Here is a 23,790-nt window from a genome sequence, read left to right as displayed (position 1 = left end):
AAAATGAAGATCATCTATTCACTTGACAAATCATTCTGAATACATTAGTATATTGAAAATAACCTATATGCTCAAACACGATGAGAGGAAAATCTGATTTAAATGTTGTTCAGAGAGCTGATGGCCGGTGCGAGTCAGCCAACATGCGATGAGATTCCATCCTGGAGTGGCCGATGACGAATTGTGACGGGTTCCGCCCGATAACGCGGACATAAGTTGGCCGATTTGGCAACATGGGTGGCAACGCGGGAATACCTCTCGTCCCTAATTTTGGGATTAGAGGTTTTATTTATATATTTCTGCAGATGAAAGACGTTGTCACTTTATGAAGAAATGGCTAAAACTTGGGTGGCACCGCGGAATATCCGCCCCAACACTGGGGTGGATTTTGCTTTTTTTCATAGGGCTATACAAAATTGAAAGAATACTAATATGATAATGGAGGAGGAATTTACAATGACAAGAGTATTTAATTTTTCTGCCGGACCGGCAGTATTGCCTGAAGAAGTTCTCAAAGAAGCTGCTGAGGAAATGCTGGATTATGATGTCACGGGGATGTCCGTGATGGAAATGAGCCATCGCTCCAAAGCTTTTGAAAAAATTATTGGTGATGCAGAGCAGGATCTTAGGGATTTGCTGAACATTCCGGATAATTATAAGGTGCTGTTCCTGCAAGGTGGTGCATCACAACAGTTTGCCATGGTCCCGATGAATTTAATGAAGAACAGGGTTGCCGATTACCTGAATACCGGACAATGGGCTAAGAAAGCAATTCAGGAAGGAAAGATCTACGGTAGAATCAATGTCATTGCGTCTTCAGAAGACAAAACCTATACGTATATTCCGGATCTGAAAGACCTGAAGATCTCCGAGGACGCTGACTATGTGTACATTTGCCATAATAACACCATCTACGGAACGAGGTTTACAGAACTTCCTGAAACCGGTGACAAAATCCTGGTTGCGGACATGTCCTCGGATTTTCTGTCTGAACCTGTAGATGTAAGCAAATATGGTTTGATCTTTGCCGGTGCTCAAAAAAATGTCGGACCGGCCGGCGTTGTCGTCGTCATTATTCGGGAGGACCTGATTACGGATGATGTGCTGCCGGGAACGCCTACCATGTTGAAATACAAAACACAGGCAGACAACAAGTCACTCTATAACACACCGCCGGCCTATGGCATTTATATTTGCGGCAAAGTATTTAAATGGCTGAAAAAACTTGGCGGACTCGAAGTCATGAAAAAAATCAATGAGGAAAAAGCCGCAATTTTATATGACTATCTGGATTCCAGCAAAATGTTTAAAGGAACAGTCGTTAAGAAAGACCGTTCACTGATGAATGTGCCGTTTGTAACCGGATTAGAAGAACTGGACAAGAAATTTACCAAAGAAGCCAAAGAGGCCGGCTTGGTAAATTTAGAAGGTCATCGCTCAGTCGGCGGAATGAGAGCGAGCATTTACAATGCGATGCCCATGGAAGGCGTGAAAGTGTTAGTCGCATTTATGAAAAAATTTGAAGAAGGAAACATCTAGAAAGTAATCTTCATACCATCAGAGTAAAGGAGTATCTATATGTTTAAAATCAATTGTTTAAATCCGATTGCCAAGATTGGGCTGGACAATTTCTCGGAAGAATATGCTATTACGGATAACTATGAAGAGGCGGATGCCGTTCTGGTCAGAAGTGCCAGTGTTCATGAACTGGACCTGCCGGATTCTCTGCAGGCAATTGCCCGGGCCGGAGCAGGAGTGAACAATATACCGCTTGATAAATGCGCTGAAAAAGGGATTATTGTTTTTAATACACCGGGGGCTAATGCCAATGGTGTTAAGGAATTGGTACTTGCCGGACTGTTTCTGGCATCCCGTGACATTATCGACGGTGTAAACTGGGTAAATACTGTTAAAGATGATCCGGATATTGCTAAACTTGTTGAAAAAAATAAGGCCAAGTATGCAGGTATTGAAATCAGCGGCAAGAAACTTGGTGTAATCGGGCTTGGAGCGATTGGGGTTCTCGTAGCGAATGCGGCGATGAAACTTGGCATGGAAGTATACGGGTATGATCCGTTCATTTCTGTCCGCTCGGCCTGGCATTTGTCTAAATATATCAAGCCCAGCAAATCCTTGGCGGAGATTTATAAAGAATGTGATTTCATCAGCATCCATGTACCTTTGTCCGATGCAACCCAAGGGATGCTGAATGAAGAAGCCTTCAAGATGATGAAGAACGGCGTCCGCATTCTAAATTTCTCGCGCGATTCTTTAGTCAATGAAGAAGATATGATTGCAGCACTAAAAGTTGGCAAGGTATTCAAATATGTTACCGATTTTCCTACTCCTAAAATGGCGCCCCTAAATGAAGTCATTGCTATTCCGCACTTGGGAGCTTCCACCTGTGAATCAGAGGATAATTGTGCGGTGATGGCTGTCAGCCAGCTTATGGATTATCTTGAAAACGGCACGATCAGAAATTCCGTGAACTATCCGGACTGTGACAACGGTTATCCTGATAATGCCGGCCGCCTCGGGATTCATCACAAAAATATCCCGAATATGATTGGCCAGTTTACTTCGGCCCTGGCTCAGGAGAATATCAATATCTCTGATATGATTAATAAGAGCAAAGGCCAGTATGCCTATACCTTGGTTGATATTGAGGTACCATCCACACCGGAAATAAAGCAAAAAATTGAAGCAATTGAAGGAGTCTACAGAGTCAGAATCGTAAAATAATGAAAATTGATAACGTTGGTAATGGGAGGGTTGGATTTGGCTACGATCAGACCGTTTAAAGCGCTGCGGCCGAGGGAAGAACTTGCTGCGAAAGTCGCAGCACTTCCTTATGATGTCTATAACCGCGAAGAAGCATTGGCTGAAGTAAGAAAAGAACCGTTGTCGTTTTTGCAGATTGACCGGGCAGAGACCCAGTTCGCTCCTGAGGTCAGTCCCTATGATACCCGGGTCTATGAGAGAGCGAGAGACAGTCTGCAGGAAATGATCCAAAACGGCGTTTTTGTCAGGGAGGATAGACCCTGCTATTATGTGTATGAACTGGTGATGGATGGCCGTTCCCAGACGGGCCTGGTCGGTTGTGCCGCGATTGATGATTACCTGAACAATGTTATCAAAAAACATGAAAAAACCAGGGAAGATAAGGAAATTGACAGAATCAATCATGTCGGCATTTGCAAGGCTCAGACCGGCCCGATCTTTTTGGCTTATCGGTCTCAACAGGGAATCAATGAGGTTGTCAGCCGAATTAAACAAGAAAGCCCCCTCTATGATTTCACTGCTCCGGACGGAATCAGACATACCGTTTGGAGAATAGACGGGGATCATGATTTGGCTGCGATCTATTTCGGATTTAAAAATACCCGGAGCATCTATATTGCGGATGGGCACCACAGAGCGGCTTCGGCGGTAAAAGTAGGCTTGCGCAGAAGAGACGCCCATCCCGGTTTTACCGGAGAGGAAGAATTCAATTATTTTCTTTCTGTCCTTTTCCCGCACGACCAACTGATGATCCTGGATTACAATAGAGTGATCAAAGATCTTAACGGTTATCAGAAAGATGCCCTACTGAAAGAAATAGAAAAAGCATTTATTGTAACCAAAATGGGTGCTGAACCCTATAAACCTCAGATGAAAGCTGTTTTTGGCATGTATTTAGATGAATCGTGGTACAGACTGGAGGCCAGGGCTGAGATACTTTCTGATGATCCGGTGGATGGCCTGGACGTCTCGCTGCTGCAAAATCATCTTTTAACACCGATTCTGAATATCAAAGATGTCAGAACGGATAAACGAATCGATTTTGTCGGTGGCATACGCGGCTTGAAGGAACTGGAAAAGCGGGTGGACAGTGATATGAAACTTGCTTTTTCGATGTATCCGACATCGATTGATGAACTTTTTGCGGTATCTGATGCAGATAAGCTTATGCCGCCCAAATCTACCTGGTTTGAACCCAAACTGAGAAGCGGACTGCTTATTCACGAACTGGAATAGGGCTGACTTGCAACCCGGTATAGTACTATACCGGGTTAGCATCTAGTCTGCCGTGAAAAATATTTTTGAGCCGTGCACATAGGATGACAGTGTTTGTTTCATGATAAAGTAAGATAATATTTTTATGGCTGATGAGGTACTGGAAAAATATTTTTTATATGTTCGACGAATTATTCCAAGAAGATCCGTCTAAATAATATAGGGGTTGTTTATTCTATGAGTGAGAGCATGAGTGATCGGAGGTAACTATGTCAATCAATGTTGCGGATGAATTTCTTAAGCTTGTTTCCATTGATAGTCCGTCCAAAAAAGAAGGGAAACTCGCAGGTTATCTAAAACGAAGGTTGAGGGAGCTCGGGGCTGATGTCTATGAGGACCATTCCGCCGCCAAAACAGGAAGTGATACGGGCAATCTGATTGCAGTACTGCCTGGTAACCGTGAGGGGACACCGGTGATCATGCTTGCAGCCCATATGGATACGGTAGCATCGACTGAAGGAATGACACCCCGAATTGAGGAAGGGGTCATTTACAGCGATGGACAGACCATCCTAGGGGCAGATGATAAAGCTGGAATAGCCGTAATACTTGCAGTACTGAGCAGGCTTCAGGAAGACAAGCATATCCTACATAGTCCGGTTGAAGTTGTTCTGACAGTCCAGGAAGAAATTGGTCTTTATGGCATAAAAAATCTTGATTATGCCCTTAAAGCTGACTTCGGCTATGTCTTGGATGGTGACGGCCCGGTGGGCACTGTGGTTCACGCAGCACCTTCTCATATCACGCTTGATCTGGTTGTTCAGGGTAAAGCTGCACATGCGGGCCTGGCGCCTGAAACTGGCGTGAATGCAATTGTCGTTGCGTCCAAAGCCATTGCGGACTTGAAATCAGGAAGGATAGACCAGGAAACAACGAGTAATTTCGGGATCATTACCGGTGGAACAGCACGCAATGTGGTTGCTGAAAAGGTACAAATCACAGCAGAGGTACGAAGTCACCATCAAGCCAAACTTGAAATTGAAACCGATAAAATTCTTGAAAAATTTGAAACTGTTTCTGCCAAGAACCAGGCAAATTTCAGCTATACGAAGGAACTCGCCTATGAAGCGTTTAGCATAGATACTGCACATCCAGCTGTTCAGAATTTACTGGAGGCAGGGAAGACACTCGGCATTCACACGGAATTAACTTCGACTGGCGGAGGACTTGATGCCAATATCTTAAATTCCCGCGGCATACCGTGTCTGGCTTTGGGCCTCGGGAATCATAACCCGCATACACGGGAAGAATATGTCGAAATTGACCAGATGGAAAAATCCGTCGAATTCGTACTTGAGGCTTTGTCTTATTCATAGGATATACTGAGGTGACGACAAATGTGGGAACGTATTCGTCGTGAACTTTTAGTGGAATACTATTGGTGGAAAAGGCAGAAATTAAATAAAAGACGTTCGGATAGTCCATTTGGTCTTCTGGGAATACTGTTAATAACCGTCGGAATTATTCTGATGGTGATCATCGGGCAAGGTATTGGGGCACTGTTCCGTAATATGATACCTTTCGTAAGCGGAACACAGGTTGCCGGTACCTACTGGTCTTCCGTTTTTTTGGCGCTAAAGATCAGCCTGCTGTTAATCGTGATGATGATTGGTTTTGCCGGCATCATCATCTATAAATTATTCAGACGTAAAAAATAAATGGTTCTATCAATAACTGACTTCCAAGAAAAAATGTTTAAATATAAACATTTGTGTATCTTCGCTGCCTTAAAGGAATAATAAAACAGATTCTTAAGATATTGTACAAGTCTTATTGCAGGCAGCAGTAATATCTGCTAAAATTGATAAATTGAGGGGGGGTAAGATTTTTGGATAGTTTTTCCAATATTATGCAAGAAATTTTTAACATCATTATGATTTCTCTACAAGTCATTATTATTTTTGTGACTTTGTATTATTTTATTTTATCGATTCTGGGGATGCACCGGAAACCTGAAAATGACGAATTCGAGCCCAAGAATAGATTTGCGATTGTCATTGCAGCCCATAATGAGGAAAGGGTAATCGCGCCGCTGATTAACAACCTTAAAAATCTAGATTATCCGAGAGAACTTTTTGATGTCTTTGTTGTTGCTGATAATTGCACGGATAACACTGCTTACCTGGCAAAAAAGGCTGGAGCCAATGTGTACAAGCGTCTTGATGAGATAAAACGCGGGAAAGGCTATGCCTTGGAATACTTATTTGCGAAGATTTTTGCTTTAGACCATACGTATGATGCTTTTGTTTTGTTTGATGCCGATAATCTCGTCAAGGGTAACTTCCTCAGAGAGATGAATAAAAAGCTCTGTCAGGGAGATCAAATCATTCAGGGCTATGTGGATTCCAAGAACCCTTATGATACCTGGGTTACCACTTCATTTTCAATTGCATTTTGGATGATGAACAGGCTGGTTCAGCTGGCCAGGTCCAATTTCGGAGTTTCCAATACCCTGGCTGGTACAGGGATGTGTATTTCCTACGATGTACTTAAGAAATTTGGCTGGGGAGCTCATTCTTTGGTTGAAGATCTTGAGTTTACGATGAAAGCCCTGGTATATGGGATAAAAACCAGCTGGGCGCATGACGCGGTCGTCTATGACGAAAAGCCGCTTAGCTTTGTACAGTCCTGTCATCAGAGGAAACGCTGGGCTCAGGGGCAGGTTGACGTTGCCTGCAGATATTTACCTATTCTTCTTTTAAAAGGATTCCGCGAGAAAAAGTGGCTGTATTTTGATGCAGCGATGCATCTCTTTCAGCCGTTCTTCCTGATTATTTCGGCTTCGTTTATCGTAATGCAGGTATTATTCTTCCTGCGACCTTATTATGTCAACTTGTTTATTGACTATATTCCTGCAGGTGTCTGGCAGGTTCTTTCCGGAAGTGTTATTGTTTTTGCCATATTGTCCCTGTACTTGGACAAAAAGCCTACCAAGGCCTATTTTGGCTTGATTCTGTATCCGATCTTTATGTACAGCTGGATACCGATCATTATTGCCGGGTTCATTCACCGCAACAAGAAAGAGTGGTCGCATACGATGCATACCCGCTCAATCAATTATGAGGAAATTCGTGCGGAAGAAAAAGTATCGACCAGCTGAATAACCTCAACGGTAAAGAAGCGGAAAGACCCGGCTTTGACCGGGTCTTTTCGCTTGCTGTGAAACAAAAAATGTCTTGTTTTTACGCAAAAAATCCTTTGACACACCATCGATATTTGTGTATACTATAATTCGTCACAGCAAGCCTGGGTGATTAGCTCAGCTGGGAGAGCGCCTGCCTTACAAGCAGGATGTCGGCAGTTCGATCCTGTCATCGCCCACCACCAAATATGGCCCCGTAGCTTAGTGGTTTAAAGCGCCTGCCTGTCACGCAGGAGATCGTCGGTTCAAATCCGATCGGGGTCGCCATAACACATCGAAATATGCCTCGGTAGCTCAGTCGGTAGAGCAGAGGACTGAAAATCCTCGTGTCGGCGGTTCGATTCCGTCCTGAGGCACCATGATCATGCGGGTGTAACTCAGTGGTAGAGTGTCACCTTGCCAAGGTGAAAGTCGCGAGTTCGAATCTCGTCACCCGCTCCAAAAACTTATGGCGGCATAGCCAAGTGGTAAGGCAGAGGTCTGCAAAACCTTTATCCCCCAGTTCAAATCTGGGTGCCGCCTCCAAACGCCGAAGTGGCGGAACTGGCAGACGCACGGGACTTAAAATCCCGCGAGGTTTACCCCTCGTACCGGTTCGATTCCGGTCTTCGGCACCAATTTTGGGTTTGTAGCTCAGCTGGTTAGAGTACTGCGTTGACATCGCAGGGGTCGGAGGTTCGAGTCCTCTCAAACCCACCATTTTATTAAATGGTGATAGTAAAACAAACAGCCTGAAAACCGCTTGATACAAGCGGTTTTGTAATTATTAAATTAAATACGGGGATTGGACAGAAACGTATTTAATTTATTAAAAACCTATAAAAAGCTATAAGTATTTCTAAAAGCCCAGTCAAAAACCCAGTCAAATTAGTCGCGAAGACAAGAAAAACTCTAGATTTATGTCTAGAGTTTTTTGTTGATAAATAAGAATGAAAAAGAATAATTGGGAACCTCTATTTTTCAATCGTTCTTCTTTTCTTGTCTAAGGCGTTCATATTCCCTAGCTCTTTTTATCTTCTCATCGGACCATTTTCCAGCCCATACAATCTGACTCTTGGTGATCCAGTAATGGGACTCGCAAGGGTAGTTCCAATTGCCTATAGAGGGACAGACGGAGATAGTCTTTCCGTCATACGTGAAGCGCCAATCCTCAGGGGACAATTTTGTAACCACTTCCGCACCACAACCACAGGCGCATTTGTGAATCATCGTATTATACTTTAGACTGATGTAGAGAGTGTCATCCTCAAGTACTTCAGGAACCAATGAATATATGACGGATCGTTTTTGTTTGTATGTCAGCCTTGCCCCAAAGCTGTTTAAATAATGGATTGTATTGCTTATAAAAATTCTTCATTGTTAAGGCTCCCCCTGGAAACAACGTATGAAGTATTATGCTCACGCTTCAGGTCATGATAGAAACCGTACATCTTCTTCCATTTGATAATTGCAAGTAAGCCATTGAGTGCATTAAGATCTCCTAACTGAATGTTGCTTGAGTATACGTCATCTTCAGCACCATCGTGGAAATCAATGTAATTGTTGAGGTGGTCGTGCTTCATGGAGGTGGCTAAGGTTATTCTGACTATTCCAATAAGCTTGTCATCAACAACTTCTACGCCAAGGCCTGTATCGATAAATGGGATGTTATGAGCAATGAGGAAATCTATTATTGTTCTTCTCGATTCCCCATTATCGACACATACAAAAACGAAACTCATTTCTCGTAGTTCATCTATGTTCGTTTTATCTATTTTGTAACCATGAGGGGTAATGAATCGGTGCATTCTACCATAGATTTCTGCAAGATAATCTGGAGGGTTTGTTAATTGGTCTTTGTATGGTGCGCCTGGTGTCCTGAAAGCGTTGTGCTGTTCAAAAACGTCTCCGTCATAAATATGAATTTCACTAACTGGAGTCTTGGCGACCTGATCAAGGATATATGAACCTGTGCCACCAAGGCCTATGATTGCTATTTTTTGTCCTGAGAGACGGTTTGTGATGATTCCAATGTGGGACTTTGAGCTATTTGTGTCGTGATAGTTGAATACGAGATCCATTGTTTCCTGAACTCTAATATTAAAGGTTTTTGGTGTTACAAGGGGATCAACGGACTGAGCTTCAACGGTAAGGAGATCGGCATACCTTTTAAATTTGTCATAATAATTAGAATAACATCCTTCTACCGGCCTACTTGAAAACTCGAATTGCGCAGTGATGTCAGGGCCCATCGGATAGCCTGCATCTCCAATAATGAGACCAGTGAATTTGCTTCCATTATTTCTGTATGGAAAGGTACCGACAAAGTATATAACATGTGTGTCAGGTGCTAAAGTCTTTGTTCCTGATAACTGCAGGTGTGATACAAGTTTTACATAGCATACCTCGAGTTTTTCATTTAAATAGGGCACATTGTGCAGAATTCCATATGTCATGGTGTCAGTTGCTAAAATCTCAAGCTCGTACCCTTCGTTGACAAGTTTAATGAGGTCCTGGCTATGATTTAATAGTTCTGATGACATCGAAAATCATACCGTCCTTTAAGACTACACTATTTCCAATAGTGAGCGATTTGTCTTTATGTTCGTCCACTTCAATAGGATATGGTATAGATGAAATAATTACCAAAGTGAACATAAAATAATTCAAGCATCTTATGTTAAATTCACTTCATTTAAATGAAGTAAAGATTTGTAAACAAGAGCATTCGTTTGTGTGAAACTTAAGTAATTAATAATGCTGATCTAACATGGGAGGGTCAGAATGAACTGTATAAAACACTTATTGACCATATTTTTATATACAAGAGCACTAGCTTTGCATAAATAGTTTTGAATTATGAGAGAATGCTGTTCTTAAAAGGACGTTCTTTTTTTATTTAAGATTGACAAAATATCTTCAAAAAACTAAAAAATAGTGATTTCATGATATAATAATTAATTAATACTATATCATTTTATTGAACTGGAGTTGGGAGGTGATTATGTGTCTTATAATGCAATTGATTTATTCTCAGGCTGTGGTGGAATGACAGAAGGTCTTATAAACGCAGGCATCCGGGTAATAGCCGCAGTTGAAATAGATAAATTTGCATCAGAGGCATACCGAGCCAACCATGATAAGCACGGTGTTATATTATTTGAGGAAGATATTCGCACACTCAAAGCAGAAAAAATATTGGAATTATTAAAGGGGGAGCCACTGCATCTGCTTGCAGGCTGTCCCCCGTGTCAAGGATTTTCATCATTAAGACGCAAAAATAAAAAAAGATCGTACAAAGATACACGTAACAGCTTAATTCTTGAATATCTTAAGATGGTTGAAGAATTGCAGCCTATAACAATTTAGGCGAAGTTGCATTACCCGAAGGTAACGGAAATATCCGGACGGTGCGTGACTTTATCGGGGATTTGGAAAGTGTTGAAGAAACACATGATAACGTACATAGGCGGTATCCTCGCCATTCGGAAGAGGTTATGAGGCGAATACGCCTTACTCCACATAATGGTGGAAGCCGGCGGGATTTACCGGAGCAATATACTTTAAAATGTCATAAACAGGAGGGAATCGGTTTCGAAAATAATAGATCGTTGTAGTACAATGACATCATCAATTTTCCAGCCCTAGTAGATTCAAAATTATGTTGACCGGAGCAAAGATATGATTGTTCATGGAGAAAAAACAATACTCAACCACTTTATTGAAGTATTTGTTAATCTTGACGATGAAAAAGTTAAGAGTGTCGCGCAAAGATGTTTAGCGGCAGGAATAATTAAATATGACGTCATCGCTGCCTTAAACGAAGGGCTTATGATTATCGGGAAAAAATACGAAAATGATGAATATACCTTGACTGATTTGATGATGGCGGGTATTTTGTTTCAAGACATAATCAACATGAAAGAGTTTGATATCGCCTTTGATGTGAATAGCTATGTTCAGGAAGGTACAATCATACTTGGCACAGTCAAAACTGATATTCATGATATCGGGAAGTCTATGTTTAAGAGCGTAGCCTTGGCTTCGGGCTTCAAAATTGTTGATCTTGGTGTCGATGTATCCCCTGAAACTTTCTGTAAAGCAGTAAAATCCGGCGAAAAATGTATACTTGCTTTAAGCGCGGTACTGACGACAACCATTCAATATCTCCGTGAAACTGTCGATGAGCTGATTAAACATGATCTGAGGAAAAATGTAAAAATTATTATCGGCGGAAGTTTGGTTTCTGAAGAAATCTGTCGGTATATCGGTGCGGACGCCTTTTCCATTAATGCATTGGACGGTGTTAATATCTGTAAAACTTGGGTAAATGTCAATGAATAATTATATACGATTTAGTGAAATAGCAGAAAACATTAAAGAAAAAATTATCAACAATACCTATAAGGAACATCAATTTCTCCCGTCTGAAAAACAATTGTCAGTGGAGTATAATGTTTGCAAAAACACGATTAAGCATGCCATAAATGTTCTCGTTGACGAAGGCTTGTTATTTACCGTGCCGGGAAAAGGGACCTATGTCAATGCACAGGCTGAAAATAAATACAGGGTAGACATGAGCATAGGAAAGGTTCTGCCGAAAGGTTACGATTCTGTCAGATTAATTACAGCAGCTATCGTCAGCCCTGATGTTCATCAGGTATATCATCTTCAAATTGCACCGGAGGAAAGGATAATCTGCATTAAATGGGTTTTGTTGCGAGATGGAAATATTGTGGCCTATGATGAGAAGAATATCCCATATTTATCCGGAATCTCCATAGAGGAATCGAATTTGGGGTATATGCCGTTGCGAGAAGTATTAACGAATAAATCTTTCCTGTTTTCATTGAAAGAGAAATATACGGTTTCCGCTGTTTTACCGGATCCGGATTTGGTAGAAATTATGGGGATTGGATCCTCCAATCCCCATCCCATTGTTTTGATCGATAATAAAATATATGATGAAGAAAATACCCCGCTGGGATGGTGCAGAATTTATATACCGGCGGATGAATTTCAATTTGAAGGAGAATCGCAATAATTCTTATGATACAACTTGTCGCCTATAATATCGTATATGAAGATATAAAAAGAAAAATAGTCATGGGAACATACAGACCAGGTGATAAAATTCCATCCATTAATGAGCTATGCAAAATTTATCATACCAGCGATCTAACCATAAGAAAAAGTTTGAAACTATTACAAAAGGATGGTCTCATTACTACCGTAAAAAGAATTGGCGTATTTGTAAGCGAATTAACGAATAAGAAATACACCTTGCATTTTCATGAAAAAACAAGCCTTAAATCCGAGATTGACAGCGAGCAAATCTTAAATATAACCCGATATAACGAATTTGAACAGGCAGACTGTCATGAGCTCAAAGGCACCAAATATATAAGTATTGAAAGAATATGCTATACGAACAACGTTCTTCCGATCCTATACCGAATTGATTCCATTGTGACTAAAGTAAATAATAATTTAAAAAAGGAAAAAGCTCACATCTGGGTTAAGCAGATGGATATTATTTTAAACAGTGATTTGATACGAAAACAAATTAAATTAATATTAGACAATGAACATACCGACATCAAAAAAAAACTATACCTTCCTGATCAAATGGGGATGTACCGTATTCAGAAAAAATATTTTACAGAGGAAGGTCGGTTATTCGCCTTATCGGATCTATATATTCCTTCGTCAGATATTGATGTTACTCTGCATATTTAGATATTTCTTTATTAGACATATTTACATACATTTTTTTGTGTGTTAACATGAATTCATAAGTTTTTACATAGTCTATGTATGTTAGGTAATACATAGAAAGCAATTATTGGAGGATATATATGCTAATTGTTGGAGAATTAATTAACACAAGTCGTTCCAAAATCAGAGAAGCGGCAGAGGTAAGGGATATATTAGCAATCTGTGATGTAGCCCGTAAACAGGAAGAAGCAGGGGCATCCTATTTGGATATTAATTGCGGGACATTTGTGGAAAAAGAATGTGAAATAATGAAATGGCTTGTAAAAACGGTACGCCCTGTTGTCAGCCTTCCTCTGTGCATTGACAGCCCGAACCCGGAAGCACTGCGTGTCGGATTGGAATTATGCGGGGATAAGCCGATGATCAACTCCACAACGTTTGAAACTCCCCGTTTCAATGACGTTGTTCCGCTGGCAATTGAGTTCGGAGCAAAGTTGATCGCTTTGTGTATAGACGATAACGGAATGCCTGACACGGCGGACCAAAGGGTTAAAATAGCGGGTGATATGATCAATAAGCTTGTTCAAAAAGGGATGTCTATCGACGACATCTACATTGATCCGTTGGTTAAACCGATGTCTGCCAACATTAATAATGGAACAGATGTTTTAAATGCCGTTAACCGCATCATGAATGAATTTAAAGGCGTTCACACCATTTGCGGTCTTACCAATATTTCCTACAGCTTGCCTGCGCGTGTCAATATCAATAAAACCTTTATGATTCAAACAATGACCATGGGAATGGATGCTTATATCTTGGATATAACCAAAAATGAGATGGCAGGTTCACTATATGCTTCCCAGCTTCTGCTCGGACAGGATAATTACTGCAGAAATTATATTAAGGCTTACAGGAAAGGTATATACGGCGCTTAATCCAGCCAGCTGATATACAAATAAAAAAGGAGAGGTGTTTATCTTTTATGAACCAAAAACTAATTGACGCAATGACAGACTTGGATGAGGACATTTTGTACAGTGAGGTGAGACAATCGATAGCTACTGGGGTACCGGCACTAGAGATCATTGCCGACTTGCAGACCGGGTTGACGAATGTCGGTGCACTTTTTTCCAAACAGGAATATTTTTTGTCTGAACTCATGTTATCCGCTGATTTATTCAAACAAGCCAGTGAACTTCTCGGAAGTGACAATACTGCCGATGAACAGGAAAAGCTCGGCACATTTCTTATCGGTACAGTTGAAACCGATATCCACGACATTGGGAAAAATATTGTCGCCTCGATCATGCAGACGAACGGATTTAAGGTCATCGATCTTGGCGAGGATGTCCCTGTTGCAAAATTTGTGGAAGCTGTAAAAGAACATCAGCCCCAGATCATTGGACTGTCGTGTTTATTGACAACTTGTTTTGAATATATGAAAAAGACTATTGACGCCATTAAGGCGGAAGGTCTGGATAAGGGGCGTCTTATTCTAATCGGAGGAGGGCCTACTGACGAGAATACCCTTAAATATGTTGGTGGAGATATCAGATGCCCGGATGCCCAAAACGCTGTAGAGGTGTCCAAGAAATTTTTGGGGGTGAAATAAATGGACGCGAAACAACAAAAAATGCAAAAATCAAGGGAACGGATTTTGGCAGCGATCCGAAACGAAAAACCCGACCGTACGCCTCTTTTACTGGGTGGCGAGATTGCGTTTGCGAAATATGCGGATCCGTCGGTAGTTGCCGCTGATTTCGTGGAAAGGCCATTATGGGCAATCGACAAAGCGGTTGAAGGCCTTGATAAGCTCAAGTATGCTGATTACGTATGGGCTGTGGGTTTACCCCTTGTTTTCTTTTCCTCGACTTGGATGTCAAAGATCAAAATGCCGGGTCGTGAACTTGGAAGAGATGAGCTATGGCAAATTGCTGAACACCCCTGTATGCAAGAAGAGGATTACGATTTAATCCTAAAAAAAGGTTGGCTATCCTATTATAATTCTTATATGGAGAAAAATCTCGGTGTCACTGAAGAAGATATGCAAGCGGGTATGCAACAAATAATGTATTCCAACCAAAAAAATTTAGAGTCCGGGCTTGCAATCCTCAACCAATATAATATGGCTGCTATATACGATCGCCTCTGTGCGATCAGGGGGATGATTAATTTTGCCAGGGATATGCGGAAAATGCCGGAAAAAGTCAGAGCGGTGATGGATGTTATGCTGGAAGAAGAAATGGTGCAGGCAAATACGGTACTGGGCCAGTTACAAGCGACATTAGGGGAAGGGAATTTTATTGTCTTTGTCCAGCCTGGCGTTCGGGGAAACAGTGATTTTATTTCACGCAAACAATTTGAAATGTTCAACTGGCCTGCCTTCAAAATGCAAACAGAAGCAATTTTAAAGGCAGGCGGCAATGTGTTTTTCCATATGGACGGCAACTGGAATACCTTCCTGGATTATTTCAAAGAATTTCCCAAAGGCAGATGTATCTTTGATTCCGACGGAATGACCGATATATATAAAGTTAAGGAAGTTTTAGGCGATACGATGTGCATCACCGGAAACTTTGGTTCTTCTTTAATGGCAATGGCGAATCCGGACGAGGTGTATGCAACTGTTAAAAAACAAATCGAAGATATAGGGAGTGACGGCGGTTATATCGCGTCGACTTCCTGCACCATGCCTCCCAACGCCAAACCCGAAAACATGGAAGCCTTGGTGGCCGCTGTCGTTGAGACAAAGATATAAGAAACCCATTCTTAAAGACGTCAAGCAAGGGCTTTTGAGCTGACCTAGCGTATATAATTACCCAGCAGCGCAATCTTGATATTTTGAATGATGTGTAAGTTGAAAATAATGGAGATACCGGACGGCGGATCCCCTTGCAGGCTTTGCTGTTAAGTGAAAAGCAGACCAGACGATCGCCCATCTGGTCTGCTTTTCCACTTTCAAGGCAAAAAGATAGAAATGGATATCGAATATTGAAAAGCTGTGCCCCACGGGTTTAAGTAAATAATAGAATCTGCGAGGTAATCGTATGCAGGTGATAATACTTGGCGGCTTTCTCGGCTCAGGTAAAACGACATTGCTTTTGTCATTAGCCCACTATATCGTTAGCTATGATCAAGATAAGAAAGAAGAGAATGGGGTTTCACTTGCTATCATAGAAAATGAAATAGGCGAAATCAGTATAGACGACAAGACGCTTCAATCCGGTGGCTACGATGTGTCCACTTTGTTTTCAGGCTGTATTTGCTGTACACTTGTCAGCGATTTGCTGATCTGCGTTCACGATATTTCCCGGAAAATCAAGCCAAGTTGGATCATCATTGAAACAACCGGTTTAGCCTATCCGGACAGGGTGGCTGAAGCGTTGAGGGAATATTGTAAAAAGTTTAAGAAACTCAGTGTACAGGTTATAGTTGATGCGGAACGGTGGGAAGAACTTTCCGAAATTATGCAGCCTCTGATTCATGGACAGATTGCCAAAGCCGACGGGGTACTGCTCAACAAAACTGATTTGGTAGATCATCATCGAATCGTTCAAATAGAGAAGTCTATCGCGGAAATCAATGATAGAGCAAGAGTATTTAAAGTAAGCGGCTTAAAGGGAATTGATGATGAGGTATGGAAGAGTGTTCTTTCACTCGGAAAGGAAATGCCGGATGGTCAATGACAACGAACACTTGGAGCATACAAAAAGCTGTGATTGCAGCAGCCATGACGAGCATGTCGATGACTGCACATGCGGTTGCCATAAAGGACATCAGGAGTTCGGGCATAAACATCTTGAGCAGATTAAGGTGCTTGCCCATGAGGAAGCATTTGTAGGTTCATTTGAAAAGATTACTGAAATTGATTACAAGGAATGTACCGAGATGATGAAGAATCACCTGCACGATATATGCAGATGGGTACAACTTGAGGGGGGATATGTCGGCCACATCAAAGCTGTCATCCAAAGTGGGGAATTAGTGACGACAATGTCGACAACCGGGAAAGAGGTCCAGGTAAAAACGGCCAATGGGAATACTAGTTTAACTTGCAGAATCGGCATTGCGGTGATCGTATTTAGTATCTCTCTGGAAAGTATAAAGGAAAAGCTCCAACAGATATACGACCTGCTTTGAATCTTCTTACTCAAAATTGTGTATCCATTAACTAATCCATAAAGCATAAAGCAAACAATTTATTGAGAGAAATTGTACGAATGGGAACAATTATTGTAGCATGCCAAACAATAAAACATGAATTGAACCTGGCTATAAGCGAGACCAAAGTCGAATATCCCATCGTTTTCGTTGATTCTGGATTGCACATTTATCCGGACAAACTCCGCTTGGCTATACAGGATACCGTCAATCGGATTGATCATGTGGATACCATCCTTATGGCTTTTGGCTACTGTGGGAATGGTTTACTGGGAATCAAAGCTGAAACTGCCCGTTTGATCATTCCGAAAGCGCATGATTGTATAAGCCTGTTACTTGGTTCAAATGAGACCAGGCAGAAAATCATGAAAGAAGCCGGCACATATTTCCTTACAAAAGGATGGCTGGAATATGAACGCAATATTTTAGCGGATTTTGAAGGCTGTGTACAAAGACATGGCCAGAAGCGTGCGCTTGAGGTGATGAAGACCCTGCTGCATCATTACCAAAGATTAATGGTGATTGACACGAAAGCTTATGAATCGTCGGATATATTGAAGACTACCCAAAAATTTGCCGATACTATCGGTTTGCGGCATGAGGAATATCCAGGGTCAATGCGTTTTCTTAACAAATTATTAACAGGCCCTTGGGATGAAGAATTTATTATTCTGGAACAAGGGCAGAAGATGACATTCGAGTCGATGAATAGTGATAATACGAGTATTAAACAGACAGTCTTCGTCTGATAAATAAACCCCGATGATATTTTTCTAATAAGCATGCCCTCAAAAGGGTGACCCCGATACTTGACCTATCTACCCTCAAACAGACACGCAGTTACGCTGAAATTCTCTCTTTTTCATAGTTTTCCGGAGATTGATAACCAAGTTTAGAATGCAACCTGATTCTGTTGTAAAAAGTGTCAATATAATCAAAAATGCTACGTCTAGCTTGATTTCTGGTTTTGTATCGTTCATGATAAACCAATTCGGTTTAAGTGTAGCGAAAAAAGACTCCATACAAGCGTTGTCCCAACAATTACCTTTCCGGCTCATACTTTGCTTGAAACTGTAAAAAGCGAGTATCCTACAATATTTTAAAATGTACCCTGTAAAAGCCTCATGGTAGACAGTTAAAAAAGAGTCCGTGATATCATGGTTCCAATAACTGTTGACCGGAGGGGATTTTTCTATGCCACCAATAAAGAGCAATAAGGCACTTAGCCAACAAGATGTAGTGGATTTGAAGCAAAGAAGGAGCAAAAAACAGGAGTAAAAAAGTGCATTTCTTTCCCCTGATTTTTGGGCTGTGTTACAAACTAAGAGACCTGTTTCGAGGTCTCATTTGATATATAATTTTGAAATTATCCGCCAATTTAGGCGGTTATATTATTTTCTCCATATAATTCTTCAATCTAAACATTCAAACAGCTTGAAGGTTATTTAAAACACCGTATGTCCATGTTAAGTATGCTATCTTCGCTAAAGAGGTATCGGCAATACTAATCCTATTAAATTTGCTAGGTGTATTAGTGAGTTGGAAAAGATTTATGGGATTAAAGTTGCTAATTCTCAATTAGTGCTAAATGTGAATCTAAATAAGTCAGCCTTATGGCTGCATAAACGAGCTTAGCTGGGATATAACATGCAGCAGATGGCAATGGGAGCAAAGAAAGTGCGAAGAGATAGTTTTATGAATATTACATAAGCATTTAAAATTTAATTGGGTATCGTATAATGTATATGTATCGTTATAAGGTTCTAAAATTGGGATAAAATATAAAGTAAACAATACGTGAAAAATTTACCTGTAAGGTGATATTAAAGGAGACTGGCCATGAAGAAGAAAATTGTCTTGCTTTCTTTAACAGTACTTCTATTTGGGTTAGGCATTACAGCCATCGCCTATTATAATACGCCTATTAAAGATTACCTATTTGGTTGGACAACACGCTCACAAACCCAAACCAATGGTCAGGATCAAACACAAAATCCCCGGAATGATACTACGGCACCTTATCAACAGCCACGGGCAGGAGCGGACAATGAACAAACCCCACCGACAGACAGTTTTGCTATCCGTGGAGTTATTGAGGGGTTCTACGGAACTCCCTGGACTATGGCGCAAAGAACCAACATGCTTACCTTTATTGGCCAACACCATTTAAACACGTATGTCTATGCTCCCAAGGATGACCCTTATCAGCGGACCAATTGGGCAGACCTCTACCCAATTGGTCAACTACAGCAGATGAAGAGTTTGGTGCAAAGCGCAAAAGCGAATGGAGTTAATTTTGTTTATTCCATTTCTCCTGGTATCCCGTCACCGCTGCCTGGTCAAACATTGACCTCAGCAATGGTTGCCAACTCCATTACCTTTACATCTAAAGCCGATGTACAACTGCTTGAAAGCAAAATTGATCAGTTGCGTTCGATTGGAGTTCACACTTTTATGCTTTCATTTGATGATGTTCAACACTACTTGAAGAGTTCTGACCAACGAGTGTATGGTTCTGATTATCCTAAGGCTCATATCGATCTTGCAAATAAATTGCTTGAGGATGAGACTGTAAAAGATTCAAGTTTCAGGCTTTGGCTTGCTCCCACAGACTACTACGGTCTTAAGGACAGCGCCTATTGGACTACAATACGGTCACATCTAGATCCCTCTATACAGGTGATCTGGACGGGGTCTTGGGTTTTAAACAAATCCATTACAAGTAGTGAAGCTGACCAAGTACGGCGGCTTTTGGGGAGGAAACCTCTTATCTGGGACAATTATCCGGTCAACGACTATACCTATGCTGTAAAGAAAGCGCCACAACTATTTATGGGACCATTGATCAATCGTTCGGAGGATTTGTCGGCATACACGAGTGGCATGTTAGCAAATCCCATGCTTCAACCCGAAGCGTCAAAGATCGCACTTTATACTGTTTCTCAATATTTGTACAATCCCAGCACATACCAGCCGCTTCAAGCCTGGGACGAAGCGCTCCAGGGCATGTCTGGCATAGGCGATGCATTGGCCTTCCGTAAATTTTGTCAATATTCAAGCCAAAGTACACTTGATACGGGTGACAATACCGGGTTTTCCAAATTAGCCAGCGCTTTTTGGCAAGAATACCAATCAGGCCAGCATGGACCTAGTGAATTAGAACTTCGTAAAGAATTACAATTACTGAGTGCTTTGCCCGATAATCTTAAGAAGACAATAACCAACCAACAGCTTTTGGCAGAAATTAGCCCATGGGCAGTAAAACTGGGTGAAGAAGGGCAAACGGGACTACAGGCTTTAGTATATTTAGATTTATCAAACAATGATCCGCAAAAGCTCACGGCTAAGCACCAACTTCAAACAAGCTTGCAACAGTTACGAAACAACAACTTACAAATTGGTTCTGAAGTTTTATCATTTATTGATAAGGCCGAATCTAATTAGGGATTTCTAAATAAAGTATGTGTATATTAGGGGCCTGGAATGAGAATAAGATACCTTGGGGTGGTAGAGGATGTATTTTCTCAGAAGAATTTGTTCGCCGGAACTATTTCAGGGGGCTTATAAATCCAGGAATTATTTTGAAGGCTGGTATTACAAAATTATCAGTGAGGATCATGAAAACATTTACGCGGTGATACCCGGCATCGCGTTAGGGCAAAATGTTCAGGACGCGCACGCTTTTGTTCAGGTCATCAATGGCAAAACAGGCCGGACCCATTTTTTTAAATATCCTGAGTCATCCTTTGCCTATGATAAAAAACGCTTTGATATCAGCATCGCAGGAAACCATTTTTCTCGGGAGCACGTTCTGCTTAACCTTGTAAATACAGAGATGCAAATCAGCGGCGAACTGCAGTTTGATAACATTGTCCCTTTCCCAAAAACATTGTTCAATCCTGGTATTATGGGTCCCTATTCTTTCGTTCCGATGATGGAATGTTATCACAGTATCATAAATATCCGCCATAAAATCAAAGGCGAATTAATTGAAGACGGCTGCAAGGTCAACTTTTCGGCGGGGGAAGGGTATTTGGAAAAAGATTATGGCAAATCATTTCCCCGTGAGTGGATTTGGGTTCAGGCTAACCATTTTGAAGAAAAAGGCACCTGTTTCATGTTTTCTATCGCCAGAATCCCTTGGCTGGGTTCTAGTTTTACTGGGATTATCTGCTTCCTGTTAGTTGATGGCCGGTTATACAGATTCGCAACTTATAACGGGGTCAGACTGGAACAGATCTCTCTTGAGAAAAAAGTTATCACGGCCAGATTGACGCGCAAAGATGAAATCCTGGAGTTTAGAGCAGCAGGCGGCAGCGGGGGATTCTTGAAGGTGCCTAAGAATGGGCTTATGACTGAACAAATAGAAGAAAGTATTACTGCGAGTGTCGAACTGCGGCTCAGAAATTCGCAGGGACTTATATTTTCAGGTAAGAGTACCAGCGCCGGAATGGAATTGTCGGAGAATGCCTCTCGGCTGATTAAGCCCCATTCTATATCTTAATTTGGTTAGAGAAAAATTTTTATTTGGTCTAAAACTATTTATTTTGGTTTAAAACTATTTATTTGGTCTAAAACCATTTTTATTTGCCCGAAACTGAAATAGCGGTATTAAGGTTGTAATGGCCGGTATTATGATCGATCATAACCAGATCAGCCCGATTGTCACCATTCATGTCTGCAGCAAGTGCAGCATCTTCATTCCTGGATCCCCATGGGCCAAACGGTCTGTCAGCGACGAATTTACTGCCGCTGGAGATATAGCTTTGCCAAAAACCGTCAGAGTCGTGTACTAGTAAATCGTCCTTACCGTCACCGTTAATGTCTGCTGCGAATATCTGAGAATCCGGTTTGAAGCAAAATGGACTGTTCCAGGTTCCAGCGGCAAGAGAGAATTTGTTTGCTTTTCGCCCGGCCAGCATTTTCGACTGCTTGGTATCATGATCCATTACGAAAAGTTCACTGTTCCCATCACCATTAAAATCTCCTGCTGCAAGTTTTAGGTTCTTGGCTTTAAGCAGGTCAAAGCCTTGCCAGGTAATATCAGTAAAAAGGCCGCCTTGATTGATTGCCGAACCAATTCTGCCATGTTCTTTGTCATATAGAAATAGGTCTGTGAGACCATCCTTATTAAGGTCAGCGGAGAGGGGAAGGACTGTCTGCAATTGATTTAAAGCCTGCCACTTTAAATGAGAAGGAACAAATTTATTCCCATTGTTTACTGCTAAAATCAAATTTCCAGAGGCAGCATTGAATAACAAGAGATCTTCTCTGTCCTTGTTTTTAAAATACCCGACTAATGGAACAGTTCCTTTCTCCAGCGTTAAGTCCTTGAGCCATACACCTAAGTCTTGAAATGCGTTTGTGCCTCTGGGGGCATACCAGGAAGCCGTATATTGAGACATGCGCCATTGATTTGCCCTCTTGTTCCATATCAGCAGAGCTTTCCCCGAAGCATGCGGTACGAACTGACCCGCAAAGATTTCATCTCTCGGATCAAACTGAATATTTTCCGCCCTTTGGGCAGGCACAAAACCTACGAGTGAATAGATCGAGACAAAGGCGTATCCTCTGTTTTTTAGTTCCTTCACAAGCTGGTGAAGAAGGGAATTTTCATCATAAATATACTGAACTTTTCCGTCTTTTTGTTGGACTTCTTTTATAAACTGAAACTCATAGGTAGGATGGAAGTACAGGGAGGCCAGTGTTCCGCTCTTTGCAGGATCATCTAAGACAGCCAGCATAGCGGCAAGCCGCTCCGGGGAATTTAAATGCCCTAAAGGAGCAGGTACAACATCAAGGCCGCAATAATATTCTTGTTGCTGATTTACGACGTTATTGCTTTTCCAGGCCTCAGGATAGTAATAATTATTTTCGTAGATCAAACCGATCTGCTCTTGGAAAGCGACCAGTTGCTGGGGCGAAGCGCTGTAATGCGGCGTTTCCCAGTAGGCAGGATCAATTCCAGCTCTATCAAATAGCGCGATCGCTTTTTCAGCCCGCTCTTTTGCATACGTGTATGTATTGGGCACGTCGGGATTTTTAGCCGAGCTGTAAAATTCATACCCGGATACACTATTACTGTTCCGGCTCTGGTGGGTATAGCCATGAACCCCGATGATACCGCCTCTTTCTTCCAGGCTTTTGATGACAGAGACAAATTTTCGGGTATATTCCGTATTGTCAGCAATTGTAACATCATAGTTCCTGCCGGGCTCAACCATTCTGGGAATTAAGGAGACTTCAAAAGGTATTCCCTCCTGCTGGAGATAATCTGCAATCACAATCAGTTTATCGAGATTTTCCTGGCTTGTGTATTCTTGCCCGGGACCTACATCCTCTAATCTTACTAAGGCCGGCAGTTTCCCTGAAAATGGTCTCTTTGAGATATTGTTGGGATCAGTAGATGCGCTGATATGCGTAATGACTGTTAAAAAAAGAACGGATATCAATGCAATCACAAATACGTTTTTTCTAAACATAAAATAAATGTCCTCGCAAAAAAATTAAGAATTTTGTAGAATTCTAGGATAATCATAAGCTATATTGACATATTGTCAATATATAATATTTTGTATCCCAGGAATTATACGTAATACAATTGGCATTCTTATTGACTTTACCAGACAGATTATCTATAGTTATGGCATGGTTATAAAAGAACGATAAGCAACGGCGCTTTCCCTCTTCATATAAAGGGGGAAAGTATTTTTTTGCCTTTTGGCCGCTAT

General features: G+C 41.4%; 20 protein-coding genes, 7 tRNA genes and 1 pseudogene. 25 read left to right on the top strand and 3 right to left on the bottom strand.

Going from position 1 to position 23,790, the window contains the following annotated elements; translation table 11 throughout:
* Positions 1-456 precede the first annotated feature (456 nt).
* The 13 genes from serC to DHBDCA_RS09885 all read left to right on the top strand — a co-directional run bounded on the left by serC (position 457) and on the right by DHBDCA_RS09885 (position 7,897).
* On the top strand, positions 457-1,539 hold the full coding sequence (serC, locus tag DHBDCA_RS09945) for a 3-phosphoserine/phosphohydroxythreonine transaminase (protein ID WP_015044078.1): 1,083 nt from the start codon (positions 457-459) through the stop codon (positions 1,537-1,539).
* A 39-nt stretch (positions 1,540-1,578) separates the two neighbouring features.
* Entirely contained in the window at positions 1,579-2,742 is a 1,164-nt protein-coding gene (locus tag DHBDCA_RS09940; protein WP_015044077.1) for a phosphoglycerate dehydrogenase, read from the top strand.
* Positions 2,743-2,778: 36 nt separating this feature from the next.
* Positions 2,779-4,017 carry a DUF1015 domain-containing protein gene (locus DHBDCA_RS09935; protein WP_015044076.1) on the top strand — a complete coding sequence of 413 codons (1,239 nt, stop codon included), beginning with the start codon at positions 2,779-2,781 and terminating at the stop codon, positions 4,015-4,017.
* A gap of 248 nt (positions 4,018-4,265) precedes the next feature.
* Complete coding sequence (locus DHBDCA_RS09930) at positions 4,266-5,372, top strand: M20/M25/M40 family metallo-hydrolase (protein WP_015044075.1); 1,107 nt, start codon at positions 4,266-4,268, stop codon at positions 5,370-5,372.
* 21 nt (positions 5,373-5,393) lie between these two features.
* On the top strand, positions 5,394-5,714 hold the full coding sequence (locus tag DHBDCA_RS09925; protein ID WP_015044074.1) for a hypothetical protein: 321 nt from the start codon (positions 5,394-5,396) through the stop codon (positions 5,712-5,714).
* Between the two features lie 170 nt (positions 5,715-5,884).
* Positions 5,885-7,156 (top strand): glycosyltransferase family 2 protein, encoded by a 1,272-nt coding sequence (locus DHBDCA_RS09920; protein WP_015044073.1) that lies wholly within the window; start codon positions 5,885-5,887, stop codon positions 7,154-7,156.
* 148 nt (positions 7,157-7,304) lie between these two features.
* Positions 7,305-7,380 (top strand) — tRNA-Val (locus tag DHBDCA_RS09915).
* A gap of 8 nt (positions 7,381-7,388) precedes the next feature.
* Positions 7,389-7,465: transfer RNA gene (locus DHBDCA_RS09910), tRNA-Asp, on the top strand.
* 16 nt (positions 7,466-7,481) lie between these two features.
* Positions 7,482-7,557: transfer RNA gene (locus DHBDCA_RS09905), tRNA-Phe, on the top strand.
* Between the two features lie 7 nt (positions 7,558-7,564).
* A tRNA-Gly gene (locus DHBDCA_RS09900) sits at positions 7,565-7,639 on the top strand.
* A gap of 9 nt (positions 7,640-7,648) precedes the next feature.
* A tRNA-Cys gene (locus DHBDCA_RS09895) sits at positions 7,649-7,723 on the top strand.
* Positions 7,724-7,726: 3 nt separating this feature from the next.
* Positions 7,727-7,815: transfer RNA gene (locus DHBDCA_RS09890), tRNA-Leu, on the top strand.
* A 5-nt stretch (positions 7,816-7,820) separates the two neighbouring features.
* A tRNA-Val gene (locus DHBDCA_RS09885) sits at positions 7,821-7,897 on the top strand.
* Positions 7,898-8,538: 641 nt separating this feature from the next.
* Here DHBDCA_RS09885 and DHBDCA_RS09875 read toward each other — a convergent pair.
* Complete coding sequence (locus DHBDCA_RS09875; RefSeq protein ID WP_015044072.1) at positions 8,539-9,720, bottom strand: ThiF family adenylyltransferase; 1,182 nt, start codon at positions 9,718-9,720, stop codon at positions 8,539-8,541.
* A 463-nt stretch (positions 9,721-10,183) separates the two neighbouring features.
* On the opposite strand from DHBDCA_RS09875, the gene DHBDCA_RS09870 reads away from it, so the two are divergent.
* The 10 genes from DHBDCA_RS09870 (at position 10,184) to DHBDCA_RS09825 (ending at position 17,808) form a co-directional block, all read left to right on the top strand.
* Positions 10,184-10,546 (top strand): DNA cytosine methyltransferase, encoded by a 363-nt coding sequence (locus tag DHBDCA_RS09870; protein WP_015044071.1) that lies wholly within the window; start codon positions 10,184-10,186, stop codon positions 10,544-10,546.
* A 312-nt stretch (positions 10,547-10,858) separates the two neighbouring features.
* Positions 10,859-11,521 (top strand): cobalamin B12-binding domain-containing protein, encoded by a 663-nt coding sequence (locus DHBDCA_RS09865; protein WP_015044070.1) that lies wholly within the window; start codon positions 10,859-10,861, stop codon positions 11,519-11,521.
* Positions 11,514-12,221: a GntR family transcriptional regulator gene (locus DHBDCA_RS09860; protein WP_015044069.1), complete on the top strand. Its 708-nt coding sequence runs from the start codon at positions 11,514-11,516 to the stop codon at positions 12,219-12,221. Before DHBDCA_RS09865 ends, DHBDCA_RS09860 begins: the two co-directional genes overlap by 8 nt.
* Before the next feature lie 5 nt (positions 12,222-12,226).
* Positions 12,227-12,916, top strand: coding sequence for a GntR family transcriptional regulator (locus DHBDCA_RS09855; protein WP_015044068.1), 690 nt, complete (start codon positions 12,227-12,229; stop codon positions 12,914-12,916).
* Between the two features lie 119 nt (positions 12,917-13,035).
* Entirely contained in the window at positions 13,036-13,833 is a 798-nt protein-coding gene (locus DHBDCA_RS09850; RefSeq protein WP_015044067.1) for a methyltetrahydrofolate--corrinoid methyltransferase, read from the top strand.
* A 47-nt stretch (positions 13,834-13,880) separates the two neighbouring features.
* Positions 13,881-14,510 (top strand): cobalamin B12-binding domain-containing protein, encoded by a 630-nt coding sequence (locus tag DHBDCA_RS09845; protein ID WP_015044066.1) that lies wholly within the window; start codon positions 13,881-13,883, stop codon positions 14,508-14,510.
* Positions 14,511-15,656 (top strand): uroporphyrinogen decarboxylase family protein, encoded by a 1,146-nt coding sequence (locus DHBDCA_RS09840; RefSeq protein ID WP_015044065.1) that lies wholly within the window; start codon positions 14,511-14,513, stop codon positions 15,654-15,656.
* Positions 15,657-15,945: 289 nt separating this feature from the next.
* Complete coding sequence (locus tag DHBDCA_RS09835) at positions 15,946-16,584, top strand: GTP-binding protein (protein ID WP_015044064.1); 639 nt, start codon at positions 15,946-15,948, stop codon at positions 16,582-16,584.
* Positions 16,574-17,038, top strand: a complete 465-nt coding sequence (locus DHBDCA_RS09830; protein WP_015044063.1) for a hypothetical protein — start codon at positions 16,574-16,576, stop codon at positions 17,036-17,038. The genes DHBDCA_RS09835 and DHBDCA_RS09830 overlap by 11 nt, the downstream gene beginning before the upstream one ends.
* 80 nt (positions 17,039-17,118) lie before the next feature.
* A complete protein-coding gene (locus DHBDCA_RS09825; protein ID WP_015044062.1) occupies positions 17,119-17,808 on the top strand; it encodes a DUF1638 domain-containing protein in 690 nt (229 codons plus the stop codon).
* Between the two features lie 91 nt (positions 17,809-17,899).
* On the opposite strand, the pseudogene DHBDCA_RS15020 reads toward DHBDCA_RS09825, so the two are convergent.
* Positions 17,900-18,120, bottom strand: a pseudogene (locus DHBDCA_RS15020) (IS3 family transposase); the annotation flags it as partial.
* A gap of 778 nt (positions 18,121-18,898) precedes the next feature.
* Here DHBDCA_RS15020 and DHBDCA_RS09815 point away from each other — a divergent pair.
* Both DHBDCA_RS09815 and DHBDCA_RS09810 read left to right on the top strand, forming a co-directional pair.
* Positions 18,899-20,503, top strand: coding sequence for a protein O-GlcNAcase (locus tag DHBDCA_RS09815; RefSeq protein ID WP_015044061.1), 1,605 nt, complete (start codon positions 18,899-18,901; stop codon positions 20,501-20,503).
* Positions 20,504-20,573: 70 nt separating this feature from the next.
* Positions 20,574-21,563, top strand: coding sequence for a tocopherol cyclase family protein (locus tag DHBDCA_RS09810; protein ID WP_015044060.1), 990 nt, complete (start codon positions 20,574-20,576; stop codon positions 21,561-21,563).
* A gap of 79 nt (positions 21,564-21,642) precedes the next feature.
* Here DHBDCA_RS09810 and DHBDCA_RS09805 read toward each other — a convergent pair whose 3' ends face one another.
* Positions 21,643-23,541: a DUF2334 domain-containing protein gene (locus tag DHBDCA_RS09805; RefSeq protein WP_015044059.1), complete on the bottom strand. Its 1,899-nt coding sequence runs from the start codon at positions 23,539-23,541 to the stop codon at positions 21,643-21,645.
* Positions 23,542-23,790 lie beyond the last annotated feature (249 nt).

The sequence above is a fragment of the Dehalobacter sp. DCA genome, assembly GCF_000305775.1.
GTDB lineage: Bacteria > Bacillota > Desulfitobacteriia > Desulfitobacteriales > Syntrophobotulaceae > Dehalobacter > Dehalobacter alkaniphilus.
Note: the sequence above shows the minus strand (reverse complement) of the source record. Positions and strands in the feature narration are given on the sequence as shown.

Excerpts from the sequence above, each read along its gene's own strand:
- serC (WP_015044078.1), top strand. The coding sequence starts at position 457 with ATGACAAGAGTATTTAATTTTTCTGCCGGACCGGCAGTATTGCCTGAA.
- DHBDCA_RS09940 (WP_015044077.1), top strand. The coding sequence starts at position 1,579 with ATGTTTAAAATCAATTGTTTAAATCCGATTGCCAAGATTGGGCTGGAC.
- DHBDCA_RS09930 (WP_015044075.1), top strand. The coding sequence starts at position 4,266 with ATGTCAATCAATGTTGCGGATGAATTTCTTAAGCTTGTTTCCATTGAT.
- DHBDCA_RS09925 (WP_015044074.1), top strand. The coding sequence starts at position 5,394 with ATGTGGGAACGTATTCGTCGTGAACTTTTAGTGGAATACTATTGGTGG.
- DHBDCA_RS09875 (WP_015044072.1), bottom strand. The coding sequence starts at position 9,720 with ATGTCATCAGAACTATTAAATCATAGCCAGGACCTCATTAAACTTGTC.
- DHBDCA_RS09865 (WP_015044070.1), top strand. The coding sequence starts at position 10,859 with ATGATTGTTCATGGAGAAAAAACAATACTCAACCACTTTATTGAAGTA.
- DHBDCA_RS09860 (WP_015044069.1), top strand. The coding sequence starts at position 11,514 with ATGAATAATTATATACGATTTAGTGAAATAGCAGAAAACATTAAAGAA.
- DHBDCA_RS09855 (WP_015044068.1), top strand. The coding sequence starts at position 12,227 with ATGATACAACTTGTCGCCTATAATATCGTATATGAAGATATAAAAAGA.
- DHBDCA_RS09850 (WP_015044067.1), top strand. The coding sequence starts at position 13,036 with ATGCTAATTGTTGGAGAATTAATTAACACAAGTCGTTCCAAAATCAGA.
- DHBDCA_RS09845 (WP_015044066.1), top strand. The coding sequence starts at position 13,881 with ATGAACCAAAAACTAATTGACGCAATGACAGACTTGGATGAGGACATT.
- DHBDCA_RS09840 (WP_015044065.1), top strand. The coding sequence starts at position 14,511 with ATGGACGCGAAACAACAAAAAATGCAAAAATCAAGGGAACGGATTTTG.
- DHBDCA_RS09835 (WP_015044064.1), top strand. The coding sequence starts at position 15,946 with ATGCAGGTGATAATACTTGGCGGCTTTCTCGGCTCAGGTAAAACGACA.
- DHBDCA_RS09830 (WP_015044063.1), top strand. The coding sequence starts at position 16,574 with ATGGTCAATGACAACGAACACTTGGAGCATACAAAAAGCTGTGATTGC.
- DHBDCA_RS09825 (WP_015044062.1), top strand. The coding sequence starts at position 17,119 with ATGGGAACAATTATTGTAGCATGCCAAACAATAAAACATGAATTGAAC.
- DHBDCA_RS09815 (WP_015044061.1), top strand. The coding sequence starts at position 18,899 with ATGAAGAAGAAAATTGTCTTGCTTTCTTTAACAGTACTTCTATTTGGG.
- DHBDCA_RS09810 (WP_015044060.1), top strand. The coding sequence starts at position 20,574 with ATGTATTTTCTCAGAAGAATTTGTTCGCCGGAACTATTTCAGGGGGCT.
- DHBDCA_RS09805 (WP_015044059.1), bottom strand. The coding sequence starts at position 23,541 with ATGTTTAGAAAAAACGTATTTGTGATTGCATTGATATCCGTTCTTTTT.